This is a genomic window from Geomonas edaphica (genome assembly GCF_004917075.1).
Taxonomy (GTDB): domain Bacteria; phylum Desulfobacterota; class Desulfuromonadia; order Geobacterales; family Geobacteraceae; genus Geomonas; species Geomonas edaphica.
In genome coordinates this window covers 117,914-137,779 of the sequence record NZ_SSYB01000004.1, presented here as the reverse complement: position 1 = coordinate 137,779, position 19,866 = coordinate 117,914, and the positions used below count along the sequence as shown (strand labels likewise).

General features: G+C 61.9%; 18 protein-coding genes. 12 read left to right on the top strand and 6 right to left on the bottom strand.

All coding sequences use genetic code 11. The features are described from left to right. Window positions 1–97: 97 nt before the first annotated feature. From hslO to aroF, 5 genes are all read right to left on the bottom strand, one after another. Window positions 98–973 (bottom strand): Hsp33 family molecular chaperone HslO, encoded by an 876-nt coding sequence (gene hslO / locus E8K79_RS11385; protein ID WP_136514852.1) that lies wholly within the window; start codon window positions 971–973, stop codon window positions 98–100. Next, window positions 970–1,527, bottom strand: a complete 558-nt coding sequence (locus E8K79_RS11380) for a hypothetical protein (RefSeq protein ID WP_136514851.1) — start codon at window positions 1,525–1,527, stop codon at window positions 970–972. Before E8K79_RS11380 ends, hslO begins: the two co-directional genes overlap by 4 nt. 3 nt (window positions 1,528–1,530) lie before the next feature. Further along, window positions 1,531–3,909, bottom strand: a complete 2,379-nt coding sequence (locus E8K79_RS11375; protein ID WP_136514850.1) for a peptidase U32 family protein — start codon at window positions 3,907–3,909, stop codon at window positions 1,531–1,533. A gap of 89 nt (window positions 3,910–3,998) precedes the next feature. Then, window positions 3,999–4,502, bottom strand: a complete 504-nt coding sequence (locus E8K79_RS11370; RefSeq protein ID WP_136514849.1) for a hypothetical protein — start codon at window positions 4,500–4,502, stop codon at window positions 3,999–4,001. Window positions 4,503–4,678: 176 nt separating this feature from the next. Further along, window positions 4,679–5,698, bottom strand: coding sequence for a 3-deoxy-7-phosphoheptulonate synthase (gene aroF / locus E8K79_RS11365; RefSeq protein WP_135869430.1), 1,020 nt, complete (start codon window positions 5,696–5,698; stop codon window positions 4,679–4,681). 382 nt (window positions 5,699–6,080) lie between these two features. Between aroF and E8K79_RS11360 the strand changes: the two genes are divergently transcribed. The 12 genes from E8K79_RS11360 (at window position 6,081) to cobD (ending at window position 18,817) form a co-directional block, all read left to right on the top strand. Then, window positions 6,081–6,530, top strand: coding sequence for a YqaA family protein (locus E8K79_RS11360; RefSeq protein ID WP_136514848.1), 450 nt, complete (start codon window positions 6,081–6,083; stop codon window positions 6,528–6,530). 14 nt (window positions 6,531–6,544) lie between these two features. Beyond that, window positions 6,545–7,840, top strand: coding sequence for a M16 family metallopeptidase (locus tag E8K79_RS11355; protein ID WP_136514847.1), 1,296 nt, complete (start codon window positions 6,545–6,547; stop codon window positions 7,838–7,840). A 142-nt stretch (window positions 7,841–7,982) separates the two neighbouring features. After that, a complete protein-coding gene (locus E8K79_RS11350) occupies window positions 7,983–8,366 on the top strand; it encodes a sirohydrochlorin chelatase (protein ID WP_136514846.1) in 384 nt (127 codons plus the stop codon). Then, complete coding sequence (locus E8K79_RS11345) at window positions 8,366–9,013, top strand: precorrin-8X methylmutase (RefSeq protein WP_136514845.1); 648 nt, start codon at window positions 8,366–8,368, stop codon at window positions 9,011–9,013. The genes E8K79_RS11350 and E8K79_RS11345 overlap by 1 nt, the downstream gene beginning before the upstream one ends. An 87-nt stretch (window positions 9,014–9,100) precedes the next feature. Then, a complete protein-coding gene (locus tag E8K79_RS11340) occupies window positions 9,101–10,171 on the top strand; it encodes a cobalt-precorrin-5B (C(1))-methyltransferase (protein WP_136514844.1) in 1,071 nt (356 codons plus the stop codon). A gap of 140 nt (window positions 10,172–10,311) precedes the next feature. After that, window positions 10,312–11,529, top strand: coding sequence for a precorrin-6y C5,15-methyltransferase (decarboxylating) subunit CbiE (cbiE, locus tag E8K79_RS11335; protein WP_136514843.1), 1,218 nt, complete (start codon window positions 10,312–10,314; stop codon window positions 11,527–11,529). Next, window positions 11,529–12,239 carry a precorrin-2 C(20)-methyltransferase gene (gene cobI, locus E8K79_RS11330; protein ID WP_136514842.1) on the top strand — a complete coding sequence of 237 codons (711 nt, stop codon included), beginning with the start codon at window positions 11,529–11,531 and terminating at the stop codon, window positions 12,237–12,239. Before cbiE ends, cobI begins: the two co-directional genes overlap by 1 nt. Window positions 12,240–12,426: 187 nt before the next feature. Beyond that, window positions 12,427–13,200, top strand: coding sequence for a precorrin-4 C(11)-methyltransferase (gene cobM / locus E8K79_RS11325; protein WP_136514841.1), 774 nt, complete (start codon window positions 12,427–12,429; stop codon window positions 13,198–13,200). 57 nt (window positions 13,201–13,257) lie between these two features. Then, window positions 13,258–14,319, top strand: coding sequence for a cobalt-precorrin 5A hydrolase (locus E8K79_RS11320; RefSeq protein ID WP_136514840.1), 1,062 nt, complete (start codon window positions 13,258–13,260; stop codon window positions 14,317–14,319). Window positions 14,320–14,335: 16 nt separating this feature from the next. Then, complete coding sequence (locus E8K79_RS11315; RefSeq protein WP_136514839.1) at window positions 14,336–16,699, top strand: cobyric acid synthase; 2,364 nt, start codon at window positions 14,336–14,338, stop codon at window positions 16,697–16,699. Beyond that, entirely contained in the window at window positions 16,686–17,651 is a 966-nt protein-coding gene (gene cbiB, locus E8K79_RS11310; RefSeq protein WP_136514838.1) for an adenosylcobinamide-phosphate synthase CbiB, read from the top strand. Before E8K79_RS11315 ends, cbiB begins: the two co-directional genes overlap by 14 nt. Window positions 17,652–17,734: 83 nt before the next feature. After that, complete coding sequence (gene cobD, locus E8K79_RS11305) at window positions 17,735–18,817, top strand: threonine-phosphate decarboxylase CobD (protein ID WP_136514837.1); 1,083 nt, start codon at window positions 17,735–17,737, stop codon at window positions 18,815–18,817. Window positions 18,818–19,070: 253 nt separating this feature from the next. Here the strand turns inward: cobD and E8K79_RS11300 are convergent, their stop codons facing one another. Further along, a complete protein-coding gene (locus E8K79_RS11300; protein ID WP_136514836.1) occupies window positions 19,071–19,802 on the bottom strand; it encodes a PilZ-like domain-containing protein in 732 nt (243 codons plus the stop codon). Window positions 19,803–19,866 lie beyond the last annotated feature (64 nt).

Genomic DNA, 19,866 nt, shown 5'->3' with positions numbered 1-19,866 from the left:
TCCCGCCTGCGGGCCGAAATCTACGGCAGGAGAAGGCCCGGAAGGTGAGGATGTTCCCTTTGCGTCTCCGCGCCTTCGCGCCTTTGCGTTAAAGCTTTCAGGCTATTTCGCTGATGAGTCGTTCCAGATCGCTCTCGGCGAAGGTGTATTTCTCGCCGCAGAACTCGCAGGTCACCTCGCTGCCGTGCTGTTCGGCGAGCATGGAGGACAGTTCCTTCTTCCCCATGGAGATGAGCACGCGCTCGATGCGCTCGCGGCCACAGCTGCAGGCGAAGCCGACGGCGCGCTTCTCAAGGATCTCATAGTCGATCCCGGCGAGAAGCAGTGCCATGATCTCCTCCGGGGTCTTTCCCTGTTGCAGCAAGTCGCTCAACGGAGGGAGCTGCTCGATCCTGGTCATCAGTTCCTCGATCACCAGCGGATCGATGGGGGGGATGGCCTGGATCAGGAAGCCGCCACATGCGGCGACCTCGCCGTCCTGTTCGATGAACTCGGCGATGCCGACGGCGGACGGGATCTGTTCGGACTCCACGAGGTAAAGCGCCAGGTCTTCGGCGATGCCGCCCGTGTAGAGCTGCACCATGCCGCGGTACGGCTCCTTGAGACCCAGGTCCTTGGCAACGGTGATGAACCCGGCGCGACCGAGGGCGTTGGGGACGTCGAGCGCCCCATCGGGACGGAGCAGGTGCACCTGCGGGTCGCCCACATAGCCGCGCACGCTGCCGTTCGCGTCAGCCTCTATGACGATCTTCTTGAGGGGGCCGTTACCTTCGAAGCGCAGTGCGACCCGTTGTCCGGTCTTCATCAGCGCTCCCATCATGGCACCCGCGGTGAGCGCACGCCCAAGGGCGGCGGTGGCCGTGGGAAGCGTGCCGTGACGATGGCAGACCTCACTCACGGTTGCCGTTGTGACACAGGTCAACGCCCTTACCGTCCCCGATTTGGCCATGGCCCGTACCAGATAATCCGTCATAAAACCACCCCCACCCTTCCTCCTATTTCGCCCCGCTTAAGCCAGAGCTCTTTCAATGTAATGTAATCCCAGATGCTGATCCCCTTGACCCGCTGGGCGAAAAGCTCGGCGAGGCGGGGCACCCGGTTCAAATCGCAGACAAGCATCTCACCGGACAGGCTCATGAACGGAATCCGTTCCACCACCTTCCTGGTGAGCCACTCGAGGTCCAGCGGTGCTACCGGTCCCAGTTTCAGGAAGACGCACTTGCGCGCGGCGCTGAACTCGAGCCCCTCAATGGTGAAGCTCACCGAGAACGGGATGGCGAAAGGGACGAGCCGCTTTTTCAGCCTGCCGGACAGCTCCCCGTAGCCGTCGCCGATGGTGAGGTTGAACTCCACGAGCTCGTCGTCGAGCGCCTTCTTCATGAACTCGCGCTGCAGGTACTCTTCTGTGATGCGGAACTCACGGCGGACCAGGAGATCTTTCAGGCTCTGCTCCTGAATGAGTCCCATGAAAGCGGGATCGTTGAGCCGGTCCTGTATGCGTCCCTTGATCCGATCGATGATCCCCATCGCCTAAACGAGCCCCGCGGTGTAGTTGAACTCGGAAGCGCCGGGGACCGCGACACCTTTGCGGAACGCCTCCAGCACCCGGTCACGCTCCGGCTGCTGCAAGAGCGAAAGGTCGAGGACGAAGCTGCCGCACCCCAATTGGCGCAGCTCGTTTCGGTGCTGCGTGATGGCGAACGGCGTCTGCGCGTTCACGACGGTCAGGTTGTCCTTCACCTTTACGGAATATAGGTCGCCGCGGTCAGAGGCGATGGGGACGTCCCCCTTCACCTCCTTGATGGAGATCTTCGAGGTGATCACCGGGACCGGCGCGTAGAGAAGCACGGCGCGGTTCACCTTGAGGTCGCAGGCCAAGAGCCGGGCGAGGTTCTCCTTGTCGTCCTCGATGTAGAGCGTCGCGCGGGTGACCCCCATCTCCTGCCAGGAAAGAAGCGCCTGGCTGTTCAGCGAGAAGAGCCGGTAGTCCGTGTTTAACTCGGCGTCGGTCCCCTTGAAGAACTGGAACTGGGAGATGTTGGTGAGCTCGAAGCGGCGGAATCCGGCGCGCATGATCGCCTCTACTGCTTCACGGTAGAAGGGTACGTCCGCCTCGAAGATGATGAAAGGAAGCTGCCAGATCACCTTCTGCTCGCTCCCCTTGAGTTTTCTCGAGAACGGACCCAACTGGTGCATGTTTGCCTTGGACACCGGCAGGATCACGGCGTCGACCATATCGCGGTGCAGTTCGTGCCAGTCCTTTACCTGTTCGACCCTGACCGCGAGTTCCTCTTTGCCCCGCGCCGGTCCCGGACGTCTGGCGACAAGAGCTGCATATGCCCGCTCGCGTCCCTTGGCACTTCTTTCCTTCAAGGAGCCGAGCGCGTGCTCGGCAAGCCAGGTGTAGAAGTTGCGCCGGATCTCCTTGAGTTTCGGCGGCGGAATCATGAGCGCAGGGAAGTCCGTGGCAGCGAACGAGGCGAGGGTGAAACGCGTTTCTCCGCACCTTGAGAACTGTGCGCGCAGCACCCCCTCCATGTCACTTGTGTGCGAAGGCTCCAGTTCGCCCAGCTCGAACTCGGTCGTGAGCTCGCTTCCCAGCACCTGGGCGTCTATCCGCATCTTTTCGTCCGCGTATGAGAGGGTCAGCTTGCAGGGGATGCTGTCACCCTTGACGTTCTCCAGGCGTTTGAGACAGGCGTTTTCGCTCATGGTGAAGGCGGTTTCCGAAGAAACCTTGAACACCGAGTCGCCGAGCTTGAACGGGAAGGGGGACGGTGTGGAGACCATGGTGTTCTCCTTCACGTTCATGACCTTCTTCCCGCCCAGGTAGAGCTCTTTTATGGTGAAGGCGCGTCCCGCCATGTCGCTTTTGGGCTGAACCCTGACGCGGTCGCCCACGTGCAGGCGGTCGCGGGTGTCGAAGCTGATCCGGTTGCCGCGGATCTCGCGGATGTCCCCCAGGTAACGGCCGGTCGCCCCCTTGATGGAGGGGGTGGAGATGTCGGTCGGGTGCTGCGAGGCGAGGAAACCCTTGGTGGGGACGCGCCCGAAGGAGCGTTTCAGGAGTTCCTTGGCCTCGGCGACCTTCGCCGCGTGCTCGCCCGGCGCCGCGTCGAGCACCATGCGGTAGGCGCCGATGACGCTCGCCACGTACTCCGCGGACTTCATCCTCCCCTCGATCTTCAGGGAGTGGACCCCGGCGTCCATCAGGTGCGGGATCATTTCGATGCTGGAGAAGTCGTTGGTGGAAAGGTAGTACCCTTCCTTCCCCTTATATTTATATTGGCGCCGGCAGGGCTGCGCGCAGCGCCCCCGGTTGCCGCTGTGGCCGCCTAGGAAGGAGGAGAAGAAGCACTGTCCCGAGATGGAGAAGCAGAGGGCGCCGTGGATGAAGCATTCGATCTCGGCGTCGCAGGTGGAGACGATGTGCTTTATCTCGTCGATGTGGAGTTCGCGGGCGAGCACCACGCGCTCGAAGCCTAATTCCTCGAGCTGGCGCACCCCGAGCGAGTTGTGGATGGTCATCTGGGTCGATGCGTGCAGCGGGATGCCGGGGAAGTATTCACGCGCGATACGCGCGACGGCGAGGTCCTGCAGGATGACGCCGTCCACCCGCATCGCCTCGAGTGCGGCCAGGTTGTCGACGAGAAGCGGCAGTTCCGCTTCCTTAACCAGGGTGTTGAGGGTGACGTAGACCTTTTTGCCGTTGCCGTGGGCGTAGGCGGTCATGCGCTCCATCTGGGAGAGGCTGAAGTTCTTCGCTTTGGCGCGTGCCGAGAAGTCCTTGAGACCTGCGTAGACCGCGTCGGCTCCCTTTTCCATGGCGGCGAAAAAGGCCTCCAGAGAGCCGGCGGGTGAGAGAAGTTCGGGTTTATTGATGACGTTGCTATTCTGTTTTAATGACATCCGCCTAGAGTACCTAAAGGGGTGGCACGGGTCAAGCGGGATCATCAGTGTGACGGGCGTTTAGCCGTTCAAGTGGGTGCCGGATGCGGTCACTTTACGGGCTGGACGGGGATGTAGCGGTAGCGGCGCTTCTTGCCGGTCAGGTCGGCCAGGGAGTAGAGGTCGGATTGCGAGATGCTCCAGCCGGACGACTCCTTCTTGAGGTTGATCCCCTTGGTGACGAACTCGGTGCCGGGTGTGCTGGCTTCGAAGCCCAGGCGTGCGTGCACCACCGCGGTGCGGGCGCTTTTCATGGTCACCCGCGGTTCCTGGATCTTTTCCCAGCAGCAGGCGGGCTTGCGCGGCGCGGAGGAGAGTTTGGCGGTGAACTTTTCCTTGCTGTCTTTGCCGCCGGTGGTGCGTTGGTAGAGCTCTTCGTATTTGCCGTCGCGCCAGAGGTCGAGGATGGTTTCGAAGTCGCTAAGCACCTCGGCCTGGCCGGTGGTTGCGGTTTGACCGGCAGAGCCGGTGCCGCGTCTTGCTGCTTCGGCGGCGGGGACGGTGGCGAGCATGAAGACGACCAGCACAAGAAGCGTCAAGGGGCGCAGTAACATGGTTCACCTCCGGGCAAAGTTCTCCGAAAGCATACACGGAATGGGAACTTGCGCCAGCGCCGGTCAAAACAGTGGACCCTGCGGGCCGGTGAAGCTGGGGGGCGCAAAACTCCTTTCCCCGGAGGGGGGAGGCTGGGAGGGGGAATACTGCCCCTCCTGCCCCCCCATCTCCTGTTTTACAGCGTCTTCTCGGCTGCTTCAGCGAAGAGTCTGAGACGGTCCATCAGGGCGTGGAACTTCTTCGGCTTCAACGACTGCGGACCGTCGGAGGAGGCTTTCTCGGGATCGGGATGCACTTCGATGATGAGACCGTCGGCTCCGGCGGCTACCGCTGCGTACGACATCGGGGCGATGTAGTTGTAATGCCCGGTGCCGTGTGAGGGGTCGATGACGATGGGAAGATGGGTCTTCGATTTCAACACGGGAATCGCGGAGAGGTCGAGGGTGTTCCTCGTGGCGGTCTCGAAGGTCCTGATGCCGCGCTCGCACAGGATGACGGACTGGTTACCCTCGCTCATCACGTACTCGGCACTCATCAGGAATTCCTGGATGGTCATGGACATGCCGCGCTTCAGAAGTATCGGCTTGTTGATCTGCCCCACTTTCTTCAGAAGGGCGAAGTTCTGAGCGTTGCGGGCGCCGATCTGGAGCATGTCGGAGTAGGAGGCGACGAGATCGACGGAGTCGGGATCGATGACTTCGGTGACGAAGGGAAGCCCGGTGATCTCGCGGGCCTTGGCAAGAAGCTTGAGCCCCTCTTCTTCAAGCCCCTGGAAGGAGTATGGGGAGGTGCGCGGCTTGAAGGCGCCACCCCTCAGCATCTGCGCTCCGGCCGCCTTGACGGCGATGGCGGACTCGATGATCTGCTCCTCGTTCTCAACGGAACAGGGACCGGCCATCACCACCAGTTCCTTGCCACCGATGGCGAGGGTGTCCGAGATGCGCACCACACTCGGCTCTTTCTTCACTTCCTTCGACGCGAGCTTGTACGGCTGCAGGATGGGAACCACGCTCTCAACGCCCTGCATCGATTCGATGGTCTGCAAGACGCTCTTGCCGCGCTCGTCCCCGACCGCGCCGATCACGTCGCGCAGCGTGCCGCGGATGATGTGCGCGGTGTACCCAAGCTCCTTGATCCTCTTCGTTACCGCATCCCTGTCCTTCTTAGCCGCTCCTGCCTTCATTACCACGATCATACTCACGCTCCTTTGGTCCCCGAAAGCGAAAGGGCCGGAGGATTGCTCCCCCGGCCCTTGTATGATGTTCGATGTTTACTTTGATCTGCTTCGAACCGTAAAGGGGGAGGAGAGTCCTGCCACCCCAGCTTTCGGTTCGGAATTTAGTACCTGCTACCTAAATTACACCTCTACCCGGGGCGACGGCCTAAAATAAAAGCCGTACCAAAAGTAAAAGTTAGTAAAGGTAAAGTAGCCGGTGTTGATCATGTCAGCGTAAATGCCACCTCGTGACTCTAATGTCAACACAAAAATGTCACCCTGATTAATTTCGATACATTGCCACCACATTCTAATGGAATGCTGTTTGACAATCAGCACCCTTTCCGCTAATTTGACCGGAATGCACGAGTGGCTGGTCAATTACGGGTTTTATTCCCTGTTTCTGCTGAGTTTTCTGGCCGCCACCCTCTTGCCGCTCGGCTCAGAGTGGCTGGTGGTTGCACTCCTCCTCGCGCGGGAAAATCCGCCGGCCGTCGTGCTGGTAGCCACCGCCGGGAACTACCTCGGGGCGCTCAGCACCTACTGGATCGGTATCTACGGCGGCGACTTCCTGACGCACCGGGTGTTGCGCATGGACGAGGAGAGCACGCGCAGGGCGGAGCGGTTCTACCGACGCTTCGGCTCGTTGTCGCTACTCCTCAGTTTCCTGCCGGTCATCGGCGACCCGCTCTGCCTGGTCGGCGGCGTGCTGCGTGTCGGTTTCATCCGCTTTTCTCTACTGGTGCTGACCGGTAAGTTCGCCCGCTACGCGGCGGTTGCCTGGCTTACCCTGAAGGGGGCGGCACTCTGAAGTTCGGAGGTTAGATGTTCAGTTGTACCAAGAAGGTCCTCCCCAACGGGTTGCGCCTCGTCTCGGTCGAGATGCCGCACCTGCACAGCGCGGAGATCGCCATCTACATAAAGGCGGGAGGGCGCAACGACACTCCCGGCAAGGCTGGTATCTCCCACTTCCTCGAGCACATGCTCTTTCGCGGCTCAAGCGAGTTCGCCTCCAATCTCGAACTCGAGATCGCCTTTGAGGCGATCGGCGGCAGCGTGAACGCGGCGACCGACGAGGAGACCACCTGTTACTTCTCGCGGGTGCATCCCGACCAGATCGGCGAGGGGATTCGCCTCTTCTCCTCGATGCTGCTCACTCCTACTCTTGAGGGGCTGGAGATCGAGAAGCGTATCATCACCGAGGAGGCGCTCGAGGACATCAACGAGCGCGGCGAGGAGACCAACACCAGCAACCTCTGCAGCAAGCTGTTGTGGCCGGACCATCCGCTTGGCACCCCGACTATCGGTTATCTCGAGAGCATCAAGGGAATCACCGTCGAGGACCTGCGTACCTATCTCGCCGCCCATTACGTGCCGGGAAACGCCCTGATTGTCGCGGCAGGCAGGCACGATTCCGATGCGTTCTTCGCCGCCTGCGAGAGCCACTTCGCGGGATGGGGGGGAGGCAGGCCTCCTGCGCTGCTGCCGCCGGTCGAGCTGCAGGACGAGCCGCGCTCGCTCTTCGTGAAGGATTCCGACAGCCAAGTGAACCTGCAGATCGCCTTCCGCGGTTTCGCGCGGCAGGACAAGCGGCTCATGGTCTTAAGGCTTATGCGGCGCATCCTCTGCGGCGGCGGGACCTCACGTCTGCACCTCTCATTGAGGGAGAAGCTCGGCATCGTCTACTCCGTGGACGCTTCGCTTTCCGCCTACGAGGAGACCGGCGCCTTCGCCGTCGAGCTTGCCACCGCGCCGGAGAACCTGGTGCTTGCCGTATCCGAGGTGCTGCGCGAGGTGAAGAGTCTTGCCTTCGAGGAGGTGGGGGAGGCGGAGCTCGCGCGGGTCAAGGAAGGGTACTTCTACGATCTCGAGTACAGCGCCGATTCTACTTACGAGATGCAGGTGCGTTACGGCTGGGGCGAGCTTATGTCGCTTGTCCGGAGCATCGACGAGGATCGCATCGAGGCCGGTGCCATCGGGGGCGAGCAGCTCATGCACACCGCACACGCCCTCTTCGCGCCGAAGAACCTGACCCTCGCCGCAGTTGGGCCCTGGAAAGCCGGTGCGAAGCGCGCCGTGGAGAAGCTGGTCCGTGAGTACCAGAAGGGTTGGAGGAGTTAGGTAAACCCCGAAAGCTTTAACGCAAAGGCGCGGAGGCGCCAAGACGCAAAGAGAGACCAAACATTCCTGAACGGTCTCTTTGCGCCTCTGCGGCTTGGCGACTTTGCGTTATGGATTTGAAGGCTTTTTGAATGGAGCAGATATGAAGACGGCATTACTTTTGATGGCGCACGGCAGCAGGATCGCCGAGGCGAACAACGCGGTGAACGAGATCGCGGCCCGTGTTAAAAAGATGACCCAGTTCGAGATCGTCGAGGTCTCGTTCCGCGAACAGCACCTCCCGAACATCCAGCAGGGGGTCGACGCCTGCGTCTCCCAAGGAGCGGAGCGCATCCTCCTCGTCCCCTATTTCCTCTACATGGGCGCCCACGTACAGGAGGACCTCCCGGAAGAACTGGAAGAAGCGAGAAAGCGCCACCCTGGTGTTGAGATGGTGCTCGGCAAACATCTTGGCGTGCACGACAAGCTTGCCGAGGTGGTGGTGGAGCGCGTCGCGGAAAGCCTCACCGAGCAGAGGTGGTACTGATGTCGGTGCACCTGCGCCCCGAGGAGATCGAGGCGGAATCCTTCCGGATCATCGAGGAGGAACTTGGGCAGCACGACTGGAACGCCCAGATGTGGCCCCTCGTGCGCCGCGCCATCCACACGAGCGCCGACTTCGACTACGCCCGCAGCATGTTCATCACGGAGAAGGCGGTGGCAAGCGGCATCGCGGCGCTCCGCGACGGACTCGGCGTAGTCACCGACACCAACATGATCATCTCCGGGATGAGCAAGGAACGGCTCGGGCGCTTCAACGTGCAGGCCTCCTGCTTTGTTGCGGACCCGCAGGTGGCGAAGGAAGCGAAAGAGCAGGGCGTCACCCGTTCCATCCTCGCCATGCGCAAGGCGGCAAGGGATGCGGCAAACGGCATCTTCGTCATCGGCAACGCGCCGACCGCATTATTCGAGCTGATCAGACTCGTGCGCGAGGAAGGGGTGCGTCCCAGGCTGATCGTGGCGCTGCCGGTTGGTTTCGTCGGCGCCGCGGAGAGCAAGGAAGCCCTGAAGGAATTGGCCCGGGAATTCCCGGAGCTGCAGTTTGTCTCCAACACCGGCCGCAAGGGGGGCTCCAACGTGGCCGCCGCGGTGATGAACGCGATACTGATTCAGGCGGAAGCATCCGTATCGTGAATTTTATGCAGATTGCTGGGACCCGTTACCGGCCTGCATTTTGATGCAATTCAATAGAATGGTTTTCGTCTTCAGATGGGATGAAATATGAGCGGGAAAGAATTGAGATACGGCTACACGACAGGAGCCTGTGCCGCTGCTGCCGTTAAGGGCGCTGCCCAGATGCTGCGTGACCAGACCCTGATCGAGGAGGTTCAGCTCACGCTCCCCTGCGGCAAGGGGGCACGTTTCCGGATCCACGGGGGCGTGCTGCGAGAGAACACGGCATCCTGTTACGTTGTGAAAGACGCCGGCGATGATCCGGACGTGACCAACGGCGCGGAGATCCATGTCACCGCGAAGGTGGACATGTTCACCAAGAACCGCATCGTCGTCAAGGGGGGCGTCGGCATCGGTAAGGTTACCAAGCCGGGGCTCGCAGTCCCGGTGGGTGAATGGGCCATCAACCCGGTGCCGCGCAGCATGATCATGGAGGTGGTGAAGGAAGTCTTCGCCTTGCGCTGCATCCCGGCGACGCTCACCTTCACCATAAGCATCCCCAACGGCGAGGAACTCGCGAAGAAGACGCTCAACGAGCGGCTGGGAATCGTGGGGGGGCTGTCCATTCTTGGCACCACCGGGATCGTCAAGCCGATTTCCACCAGGGCCTGGACCGACACGGTCGATGCCTCCATAGACGTTGCGCTCGCCTGCGGCTCCCGTCTCGTGGTCCTCTCAACGGGACGCACCTCTGAGCTCGTGGCCCAGCAGCAGCTTAAACTTACCGATGAATCCTTCGTTATGATGGGGGATCATTTCGGTTACTCGCTGAAGAGCTGCGCAAAGAAAGGGGTGCCTGAGGTCGTGGTTGCCGGGCAGTTCGCCAAGCTGGTGAAGATCGCCTGCGGGCACGAACAGACCCACGTCACCTCGTCGGAACTGGATTTGGTCACGCTGGCATCGTGGATGAAGGCTGATCCGCGGACGGCGCACCTCGAGCATCTGGCCCACGGGGCGAACACGGCGCGTCACGTGCTCGAGGCTTCGGGGAACGACCCGGCGCTGATCGAACTTGTCTGCGGGAAGGTGGCTCAGGCCTGCTCCGAGCTGGCGCCTTGGGTGAAGGCCCGGGTGCTCCTCGCGGGTTACCAGGGCGAGGTGCTCTACCTCGATAAATGATTTTCGCCCGCAGTACGGTTTCCCTCTGACGGGTCTCCTCTCTTCGCTTCGCGGCGGAGGGGAGAGCGACCGAAGGGGAGGGGGCGTCTGGGGCGGCGTGAAGTTAGACCTTTGAATTGCGATGAAGAAAGGAGCGGGCCATGGCGGAGCAAAAGATCTATCTTGTCGGCGCCGGTATCGAAGGATGGGAAGGTTTCGGCAAACAGGCACTCGAGGTGATCGACCAGGCCGAGGTACTGATCGGCCACAAGCGTCTCCTGGACATCTTCCCAGACTTCAAGGGGGAGAAGCGTCCCCTGGAAGACCTCTCCATCATGCTGGAGCACCTGAAGCACACGGAGAAGCGGACCGTCGTTCTCGGCTCGGGCGATCCCAACTTCTTCGGTGTCGCGCGTTTCCTGCTCAGGAACCTCCCCAAGGAGCGGGTCGAGATCTACCCGAACGTCACCAGCATCCAGTACGCCTTTGCGAGGATCAAGGAGCCCTGGGACGACGCGACCTTCGTCTCGGTGCACGGCAGGGGGATCAAACCCGCCCTTGACCGCATCATCGCCTCGGAAAAGATCGCCGTCCTCACCGACAGCGTCAACACCCCGGCCGTCATCGCCAGGGAACTGATCGGGCGCGGTGCCGAGGGGTACGAGGCCTGGGTCTGCGAGGACCTGGGGCTTCCCACCGAGAAGTTCACCAAAACCGACATCCGCGGGCTGGCGGAAGTGACCTGCTCGCCGCTCAACATCCTCATCCTCATCAAGACCTGGGAGCCTAACCTCCAGAACTACCCGATGATCGGCATCAGGGACGACGAGTTCGCCACCGCCAAGAAGCTGATCACCAAGGAAGAGGTGCGCGCCATCACGCTCGGCAAGCTGCAGCTCCAGGACGACCTGGTGATGTGGGATATCGGCGCAGGGAGCGGATCGGTCTCCATCGAGGCGGGGAACCTGATGCCCAACGGGCGCATCTTCGCCCTCGAGAAGAACCCGCAGTACCTGAGCTTCCTGAAGGAAAATCTCAAGAAGTTCGTGGCCAGAAACGTCACCGTGATGGAAACCTACGCCCCTGAAGGGTTGGAGGATCTCCCCGACCCGGACCGCGTCTTCATCGGTGGCTCCGGCGGTATGCTGGAGGAGATCATTGAGGCGGTCGACAAGCGCCTGAAGCCCGACGGCTTTATCGTGCTGAACGCGGTGACCCTGGACACCCTCACCAAGTCGGTGGAATTCCTCGAAGACCACGGCTACACCGTCGAGGTCACCTGCGTCAACATCTCCAAGACCCGCAGCCTCACCGAGTACAAGATGTTCGCTGCCCATAACCCGGTCTACGTCATCTCGGCCTGGAAAGGGGAGGAGTAGTGGCGGTTGTCTACGCGGTAGGGGTAGGGCCGGGCGATCCGGAGCTGTTGACCAGGAAGGCGGAGCGGATTTTGAGGAGCGTGGATGTCATCTGCGCTCCGACCGGGGCGGCGGAAGGCGGCAGCTACGCGCTCTCCATCGTCGAGGAGTTCATCGATCGCAGCCGGCAGGAGGTGCTGGTCCAGCTCTTCCCGATGGTGAAGGATATGAAGGGGCTCGATCCTTATTGGGAGGAGGCTGCGGACCAGGTCGCGCAGCGCATAGCCCAGGGGAAGGACGTGGCCTTCGTCACCATCGGCGACCCGTTTCTTTACTCCACCTACCTCTACATCCACCGGATCTTCCTCGCTAAGTATCCAGAAATAAAGATAGAAGTAGTGCCGGGGATCTCCAGTATCCTCGCCTCCTCGGCCGTTTCCGGACTGCCGCTGGGGCTCGGCGCCGAGCGGATCGCCATCCTTCCAGCCACCTACGAGAAGGACGAACTGAAGCGGACCCTCGATGAGTTCGACACCGTGGTGCTCATGAAGGTAAGTCGGGTTTTCGATGCCGTGTACGCGGCGTTGAAGGAACTGGGGCGCGAGAAAAGCGGCGTCTTCGTGCGTCGGGTCGGTTCCGCCGATGAAGAGGTGCACCACGACTTGGAGGCTCTCCTGGGGCGGAAGCTCGATTATCTCTCCATGCTGATCGTCAGGAAGAATCCGCTGTAAACGGATGAAATCTTAGAATCTTTAACGCAAAGACGCAAAGGCGCGGAGACGCAAAGGTAATCGATGTAAGGGTGTCAGCCTCTGCCTTTACCCTGTTTATGGTTTTCTTGGCGCCTTGGCGGCTTTGCGTCTTTGCGTTAAATGAATTGGGATTTGAAAGCATGATCCCTTTTTTGAAAGGTATCCCGTGTCGAAAGAGAACATAGTCCATTTTGTCGGCGCCGGCCCCGGCGACGCTGAGCTGATCACCGTTAAGGGTGCGCGTCTTCTGGGCGAGGCGGACGTCATCGTCTACGCCGGAAGCCTAGTCGACCGCGAGCTGGTGCGCACCTACGCACCGAACGCCCGCGTCTGGGATTCGGCCGGCATGGATCTCGAGGAGACCACCGCCGTTCTGGCGGAAGCGATCGTGGCCGGGCAGCGCGTGGTACGGCTGCACACCGGCGACCCCTCGATCTACGGCGCCATCCAGGAGCAGATGGAGGAGCTCGACCGCCTCGGCATCGGCTACGAGGTTGTTCCCGGCGTCACGAGCGCCTTCGCGGCTGCAGCCGCGCTCAAGCAGGAACTGACCCTGCCGGAGGTGTCGCAGACGGTTGTCATCACCCGTCTCGCGGGAAGGACGCCGGTGCCGGAGCGGGAGCAGCTTTCCAGCATCGCCCGGATCGGTGCCACCCTGGTCATCTACCTTTCCGTCTCCATGATCGGGAAGGTGGTCGAGGAGCTTCTTTCCGGCGCCTACACGGAAGACACGCCGGTGGCCGTGGTGGCGAAGGCGTCTTGGGCGGACGAGCAGGTAATAAGCGGGACCCTCGCCGACATCGCCGCGAAGGTGGCTGAGGCGGGGATCGTCAAGCAGGCCCTCATCGTAGTGGGCGACGTGCTGCGCGCCCGCAGCGAAGGGATGAAGGCGAAGTCGCTTCTCTACGACAAGGGGTTCACGCACGGGTGCAGGGGGTAGAGAACGTTCTACGTTCTACGTTCTACGTTCTGCGTTCTATGTTCTAGGTTAAAAACCATGCGCGTTGCCATCATCGCCATAACCGCCAACGGCGCGAAGCTCGGGGCGACGCTTAAGAGCGGACTGCCGCTTGGCTCGCTCTTCGTCCTTGAGAAGCATGCGACGGGTGAGGCCGTGCCTTTTGCGGAACGGGTACCGACTCTCATGGCGCGGCTTTGGACTGACTTCGACGGCTTCGTCTGCATCATGGCGACGGGAATCGTGGTCCGATCGATCGCTCCGCTACTGAAAGGGAAGGACGAGGACCCGGCGGTGGTTGCGATCGATGACGCAGGACGCTTCGCCGTCTCTCTTCTTTCCGGTCACTTGGGCGGCGCCAACGCGCTTGCCGCAAGCTGCGCCGAACTTACCGGGGCCACGCCGGTGATCACCACCGCAACCGACGCGAACGAACTCCCCTCCTTCGACATGCTCGCAAAGGAAAACGGCTGGCGCATCGATGACCTCTCTCGGGTCAAGGTGCTGAACGCCCTGCTGCTCGAAGGAAAACGAATCGTCGTTCTCGACCCGACCGGCAAGGTGGCGGACTACTGCGGGGGGAAGGGGAACCTGCTCTTTTGCCGCGACGCGGATGACGCGCTTGCCGCCGGCGCGGACGGCATGGTCGTCGTCACCAGCGGGGCGGTGCCGCAAGGGCTCGATCCTTCACAGACCCTGGTGCTGCGCCCTGCCGAACTCTGCCTCGGCATCGGCTGCAACAGAGGGACTTCCGCTGACGAGATCGAAGCGGTGGTCGAGCGACATATGGCTCAGCTTTCTCTTTCGCTGAAAAGCGTGCTCTGCCTGGCTTCGGCCGAGGCGAAGGCGGATGAGGAAGGGCTGCTGGCCTGTGCGAAGAGAAAGGGACTCCCGCTTCTTTTCTTCAGCAGCGACGAATTGAATAAGGTCGCGGTTCCCTCGCCGCCGTCCGAGCACGCCTTTGCCGCGATAGGGGCTCGCGGTGTCGCCGAACCGGCCGCGTTGCTCGCCTCGGACGGGGGCTCGCTCATTTTGAAAAAGGTGAAGGACGGCAACGTCACCATCGCCATCGCACGCTGCGCCTTGCGCTGCATTTCGTAATAGAGGACCACGTTTCATGTCACAACTTTTCGTAGTAGGTATCGGCCCGGGCGGGCTCAACCACATGACTTTCGAGGCGCGCGAGGCGATCGAGAAGGCGGACGTGGTGGTCGGCTACCGGACCTACCTTGAATTCATCGAACCCCTTCTCGTCAACAAGACCCTGTTTTCCTCGGGGATGATGCGCGAGGTGGAACGCTGCTCCCAGGCGCTCGCCATCGCCGCTTCGGGTAAGACCGTTGCCCTTATCTCCAGCGGCGACGCGGGGATCTACGGCATGGCCGGCCTTGCCATGGAACTCGCCGACGAACCGGACGCTCCCTTCCAGGACGTCGAGATCGTGGTGGTCCCGGGCGTCTCGGCGGTGCAGGCCGCAGCCTCGGTGCTGGGCGCGCCGCTCATGCACGATTTTGCCGTGATATCGCTCTCCGACCTGCTCACGCCGCTTCCGAAGATACGGAAACGTCTGAAGGCCGCCGCGAGTGCTGATTTCGTGGTTGCGCTTTACAACCCGCGCAGCAAGGGGCGCGTCACCCAGATCGAAGAGGCCAGGGACATCTTGATCGGGGCACGCGGTCCGCAGGTCCCCGTCGGCATCGTCCGCAACGCCTGCCGCGACGGTGAGGAGTGCATCATCACCACGCTCGGCGAGATGCTGCAGCATCCCATCGACATGTTCTCGCTGGTAATCATCGGCAACTCCTCGACGCGCCTTTGCCGCGACGGACGCATCGTCACCCCGCGCGGTTATGCCACCCGCGGCGACGACCAGAACCCCAACCGCAAAAAGCGCGCAGCCGTGGCGTCTCTGGGAGAGGTTAGCGAAGACCCGCATGCGGTGATGTTCTGCGGCACCGGTTCCGACGTCGGGAAGTCCGTGCTCGCGGCCGGTTTCTGCCGCATCCTAAAGCGTCGCGGCATCTCGGTGGCACCCTTCAAGTCCCAGAACATGGCGCTCAACTCCGCGGTTACCCCCGAGGGAGGGGAGATCGGCCGCGCCCAAGGGGTACAGGCGGAGGCCTGCGGCATCGCACCTCATACCGACATGAACCCGATCCTGTTGAAGCCCAACTCCGACACCGGAAGTCAGGTGATCGTGCAGGGCAAGGTCGTGCGCAACATGGGGGTCAAGGAGTACAACGCCTACAAGCCGAAGGCCTTCTTGAAGGCGCGGGAGAGTTTCGCCAGGTTGCGCGACCGCTACTCCTTCATCGTCATTGAGGGGGCCGGCAGCATCGCCGAGATCAACCTGCGCGACCACGATATCGCCAACTTGAAGGTGGCGGGCATGGCGGGCGCTCCCGTGATCCTCATTGCCGACATCGACCGGGGCGGCGTCTTCGCACAGATCGTCGGCACCCTTGAACTCCTGCAGCCGGAAGAAAAGGCGCTCGTGAAAGGGGTCATCATCAACAAGTTCCGGGGCGATGCTTCGCTGCTGACCACCGGTATAAAGTACGTGGAGGAGCGGACCGGGGTGCCCGTGCTCGGGGTGCTTCCCTGGTACAAAGGGCTGGCCCTGCCCGAGGAGGACAGCGTCGCCCTGCAGAAGAAGGAAGCCGCGCCCCAAAAGACGGAGCGGGGTGACAAACTGCGCATCGGGGTGCTTCGCCTTCCGCGGATCTCGAACTACACAGACTTTGCCGCGTTGGAGGCAGAGCCGGACGTGGAGCTTTACTACGTCCGCTCGCCCTGGCTCGTCGAGACCATGGATCTCCTGATCCTGCCGGGAACGAAGGCCACCCTCGCCGATCTCGAGTCGATCAGGGATGAGGGGATCGCCGAGGCGGTTACCCGTTTCCGGGGACCGGTCGTCGGCATCTGCGGCGGATACCAGATGCTAGGGAAAACCGTGCTCGACCCGGAAAGGGTGGAGTCGGGTCCTGAACGCGTTGATGGGCTTGGACTTTTCGACGTGGTGACCACCATGCTGAAGGAGAAACAGACCCACCAGGCGGAAGCCAAACTCTCCGCTGCAGGTGCGTCGGTAGCACCCGGCTGTGACGCCGCGGTAACCGGATACGAGATCCACATGGGAGAAAGCGTCCTCGGTCAGGGAGTCACCCCCTTTTCGCGCATCACCAGCCGTTCCGGAGAGGGTGTCGCCGTGGATGACGGTGCCGTATCCGCCGATGGGCGGGTCTTCGGCACTTACCTGCACGGCATTTTCGACAATCACGGTTTCAGGACCGCCTTTCTGAACCGGATCAGGCTTGCGAAAGGACTGCCGGAGCAGGCGGAAGCGGTCCCGATGCCCGACCCGTTCGATGCCCTCGCGGCGCACATGGAGCGGCACCTGGATCTGGAGCGGATCTTCCGGATCTGCGGCATCTCGCCGCTGCGCGCCATGAGCAGTACGGCCGGTGATGGCACTCCTTGACCCGCACATAGCGATAGTGCTTGGCGCGGTGGTCATGGACCTCTTTCTCGGCGACCCGCGCACCCTGCCGCATCCGGTGGTCGTCATCGGATGGTTGATTTCGTGGCTTGAACGGGTGCTGCGCCAACGGATCTCTGATCCCCGCCTGGCAGGAGTCGCGTTGCTCGTCGTCACCGTCGGCGTCAGCTATCTCGTTGCCGCCGGGCTCATCTACCTGGGGACGCTGGTCGCCCCGGCGGTCGGCTTCCTTATCGCACTTTACCTTGCCTGGGTCTCCATTGCGGCGCGTTCGCTGCACGTCGAGTCGGCGAAGGTGGCGAAGGCCCTGGAACGGGGTGACCTCCCCGCCGCGAGGGTTGCGCTTTCCTACATAGTGGGACGCGAGACTGCGCAGTTGGACGAGCCGGAGGTCATCAGGGGGGCGGTGGAGACCGTTGCGGAAAATACCGGCGACGGCGTCGTCGCGCCCCTTTTCTATCTGATGCTGGGAGGCCCGGCGCTGGCGATCGCGTACAAGGCGGTCAACACGCTAGACTCCATGGTGGGGTACAAAAACGAGCGCTATCTGGAATTCGGCTGGGCCTCGGCGTGCTTTGATGATCTCGCCAACTTCATCCCGGCGCGGCTCACCGGCCTGCTCATGGTGCTCGCGGCGCCTCTTTGCGGCTTGAGCAGTGCGGGGAGTTGGCGCATCCTGCGCCGGGACTGCCGCAATCACGCCTCCCCAAATAGCGGTTATCCGGAAGCGGCGACAGCCGGTGCGCTCGGTGTGAGACTCGGCGGCGCGAACCGCTACTTCGGCAGGATCGTGGAGAAGCCGACCATCGGGGATCCGGTGCGGCCGCTCTCCCTTCATGCATATGCGGGCGTGGTTCGCCTCATGTATTGCAGCGAGGCGATCATGGTGCTCGGATGGATGGCGCTCATGCTGGCTTTGAAGGTGACGATATAACGGCCAAGTCTTCTCTAGGGCGAGGCCCTCACCCCCGCCCCTCTCCCGGAGGGCGAGGGGAGATATCTGCAGGGTTGGTAACAATGGCAATCCCACACGAACATGGCGGCAACGTTTTTGCCGTGGCAAGGGACCTCGGTCTTGCGCCGGAGCAGCTCCTGGACTTCTCGGCCAGCATAAATCCGCTTGGGATGGCGCCGGGGGTGCGCGAGGCGTTGACGGCGTGCTATGAGCGTCTGCTGCATTACCCGGACAAGGGGGCGACGGAGCTTAAGCTTGCTCTGGCCGCCTACCACGGCTGCGCGCCGGACGAGATCGCCGTCGGCAACGGTTCGACCGAGTTGATCCACCTGCTCCCTCGCGTCTTTTCCGGTCGCCGTGCCCTCGTCGTTGCTCCCGCCTTCGCGGAGTACGCGCTCGCCCTGGAGCGGGGGGGATGGCAGACGGACTACTTCAACCTCTCCCCTGCCGACGCTTTCGCACTGTCGGTCGATGCGCTGAAAGAGCGGCTTGGAGAGGGTTACGACATGCTCTTCATCTGCAATCCGGGAAACCCCGCGGGGAACCTGGTGCCGAAGGGTGATGTCGCCGGGATCGTCGACGCCTGCCGCGAGTGCGGAACCTTCCTGGTTCTAGACGAGGCCTTCATCGACTTCTGCGAGGAGGAGTCGGCTAAAGACCTGATTCGGACTGCGCCGCGCGCCGTCTTGCTGCGCTCCATGACCAAGTTCTTCGGCATCCCGGGGTTGCGGCTCGGTTACGCGCTTGCCCGCCCCGAGACCATCGCGGCGATTGCGGCACAGCAGGACCCTTGGAACGTGAACACGGCGGCACAGGTGGCGGGGATCGCGTCTCTTGCCGCGTCGGAATATTGCCATCGCACGAGAAGCTATATTGACGCGGAGCGGGTGCGCTTTGCCGCGGCACTCTCCGCGCTTCCCGGTCTTGAGGTCTTTCCGGCTCGGGCCAATTATCTGCTGGTGCGGATAACGCGGGAGGGGATGACCGCAGGGCAACTGCGCGAGGCGTTGAAAGGTAAGGGTCTTCTGATCAGGGACTGCAGCAACTTCCAGGGGCTGGGCACCCGCTATTTCAGGGTTGCGGTGCGGCTTAGCGAGGAAAACGACCTGCTGGTGAAGAGTCTCGCGGAGGTCCTTGGGGGATAGGCTCCCACCCCTCAGCAACACAGGATGGTTTGAAGTCCCCCTTTGCGAAGGGGGATTTAGGGGGATTTTTAGCTGGCTCGGCAGAGGCAAATCCCCCCTTCGCAAAGGGGGGGACGCTGGGGCCAATGCAGCACTTCGTGGAAAGCTGTCCTCTGCTTTTCCACGACTTACTCAAAAAGAAAGGCCGGCGGAAGATCCGTCGGCCTTATTCATTGCAACTGCACTCTATTCTATATCTCAGTCTCGAGAAGCGTTAGCTGGTCGGTATGGAGTAGAAGTCCTTACGGCACATCCTGATGCGCTTGATCTCTTCGTTGCAGACGTAACGGACAATGGCGTCGCGGTCGCGCTCGTTGATGTGCATGAAACGCAGGCCCGCGCTGAATATGATCCCTTCGTTGCGGCGCAGCTCCTCGCTGTGCATCACCTGGGCGACGACAGGCACGATCTTCGGCTCGGGCAGCGGCAGGTGGAAGGTGGCATAGACGATGTCGTCGCGGGTCATCTCCATCTCGGTCTCGGTGCGCAGGCCGCCGCCGCTGATATTTACGATACGCGGCAGGCTGTTCTGCGCAGCCACCCGCAGCCCGGCGGCGCCGCTCTCTTCAGCGGTGCCAGCGGTCACGTTGAACAGGATCACCGGGATGTCGGTGCCGAGGCGGAAATATTCGCGCTGATCTTCGGGAGTTACCCTCTCCACGAACCCCACCCGCAGGTCCTCTTCAGCGTGATCGTCTAAGACTACGCATTTGCAGCGGTAGCTGTTGCCGCTCACCCCTACGCGTACCACCAGGGGGGATTCGCGACGCAGCAGCATACCATCGGGGAGCTTCTCCCTGGAAAGACGCAGGCGGATTCCTGTGTCGTCGATCTCCGTGACCACGGCGCCGTCGTTGAAAACCGTATCCCCCGATAATGACACCTCTACCCGGGCCTTCTGCCCGGCATGGAAGTAATCCTTATAGTTGTACGTTTCTCTTCGCATGTGACGCCGTCCGACTGGTGAAATAACCGCTTTGAGGAATCATGAATTTTATGCAATACAAACG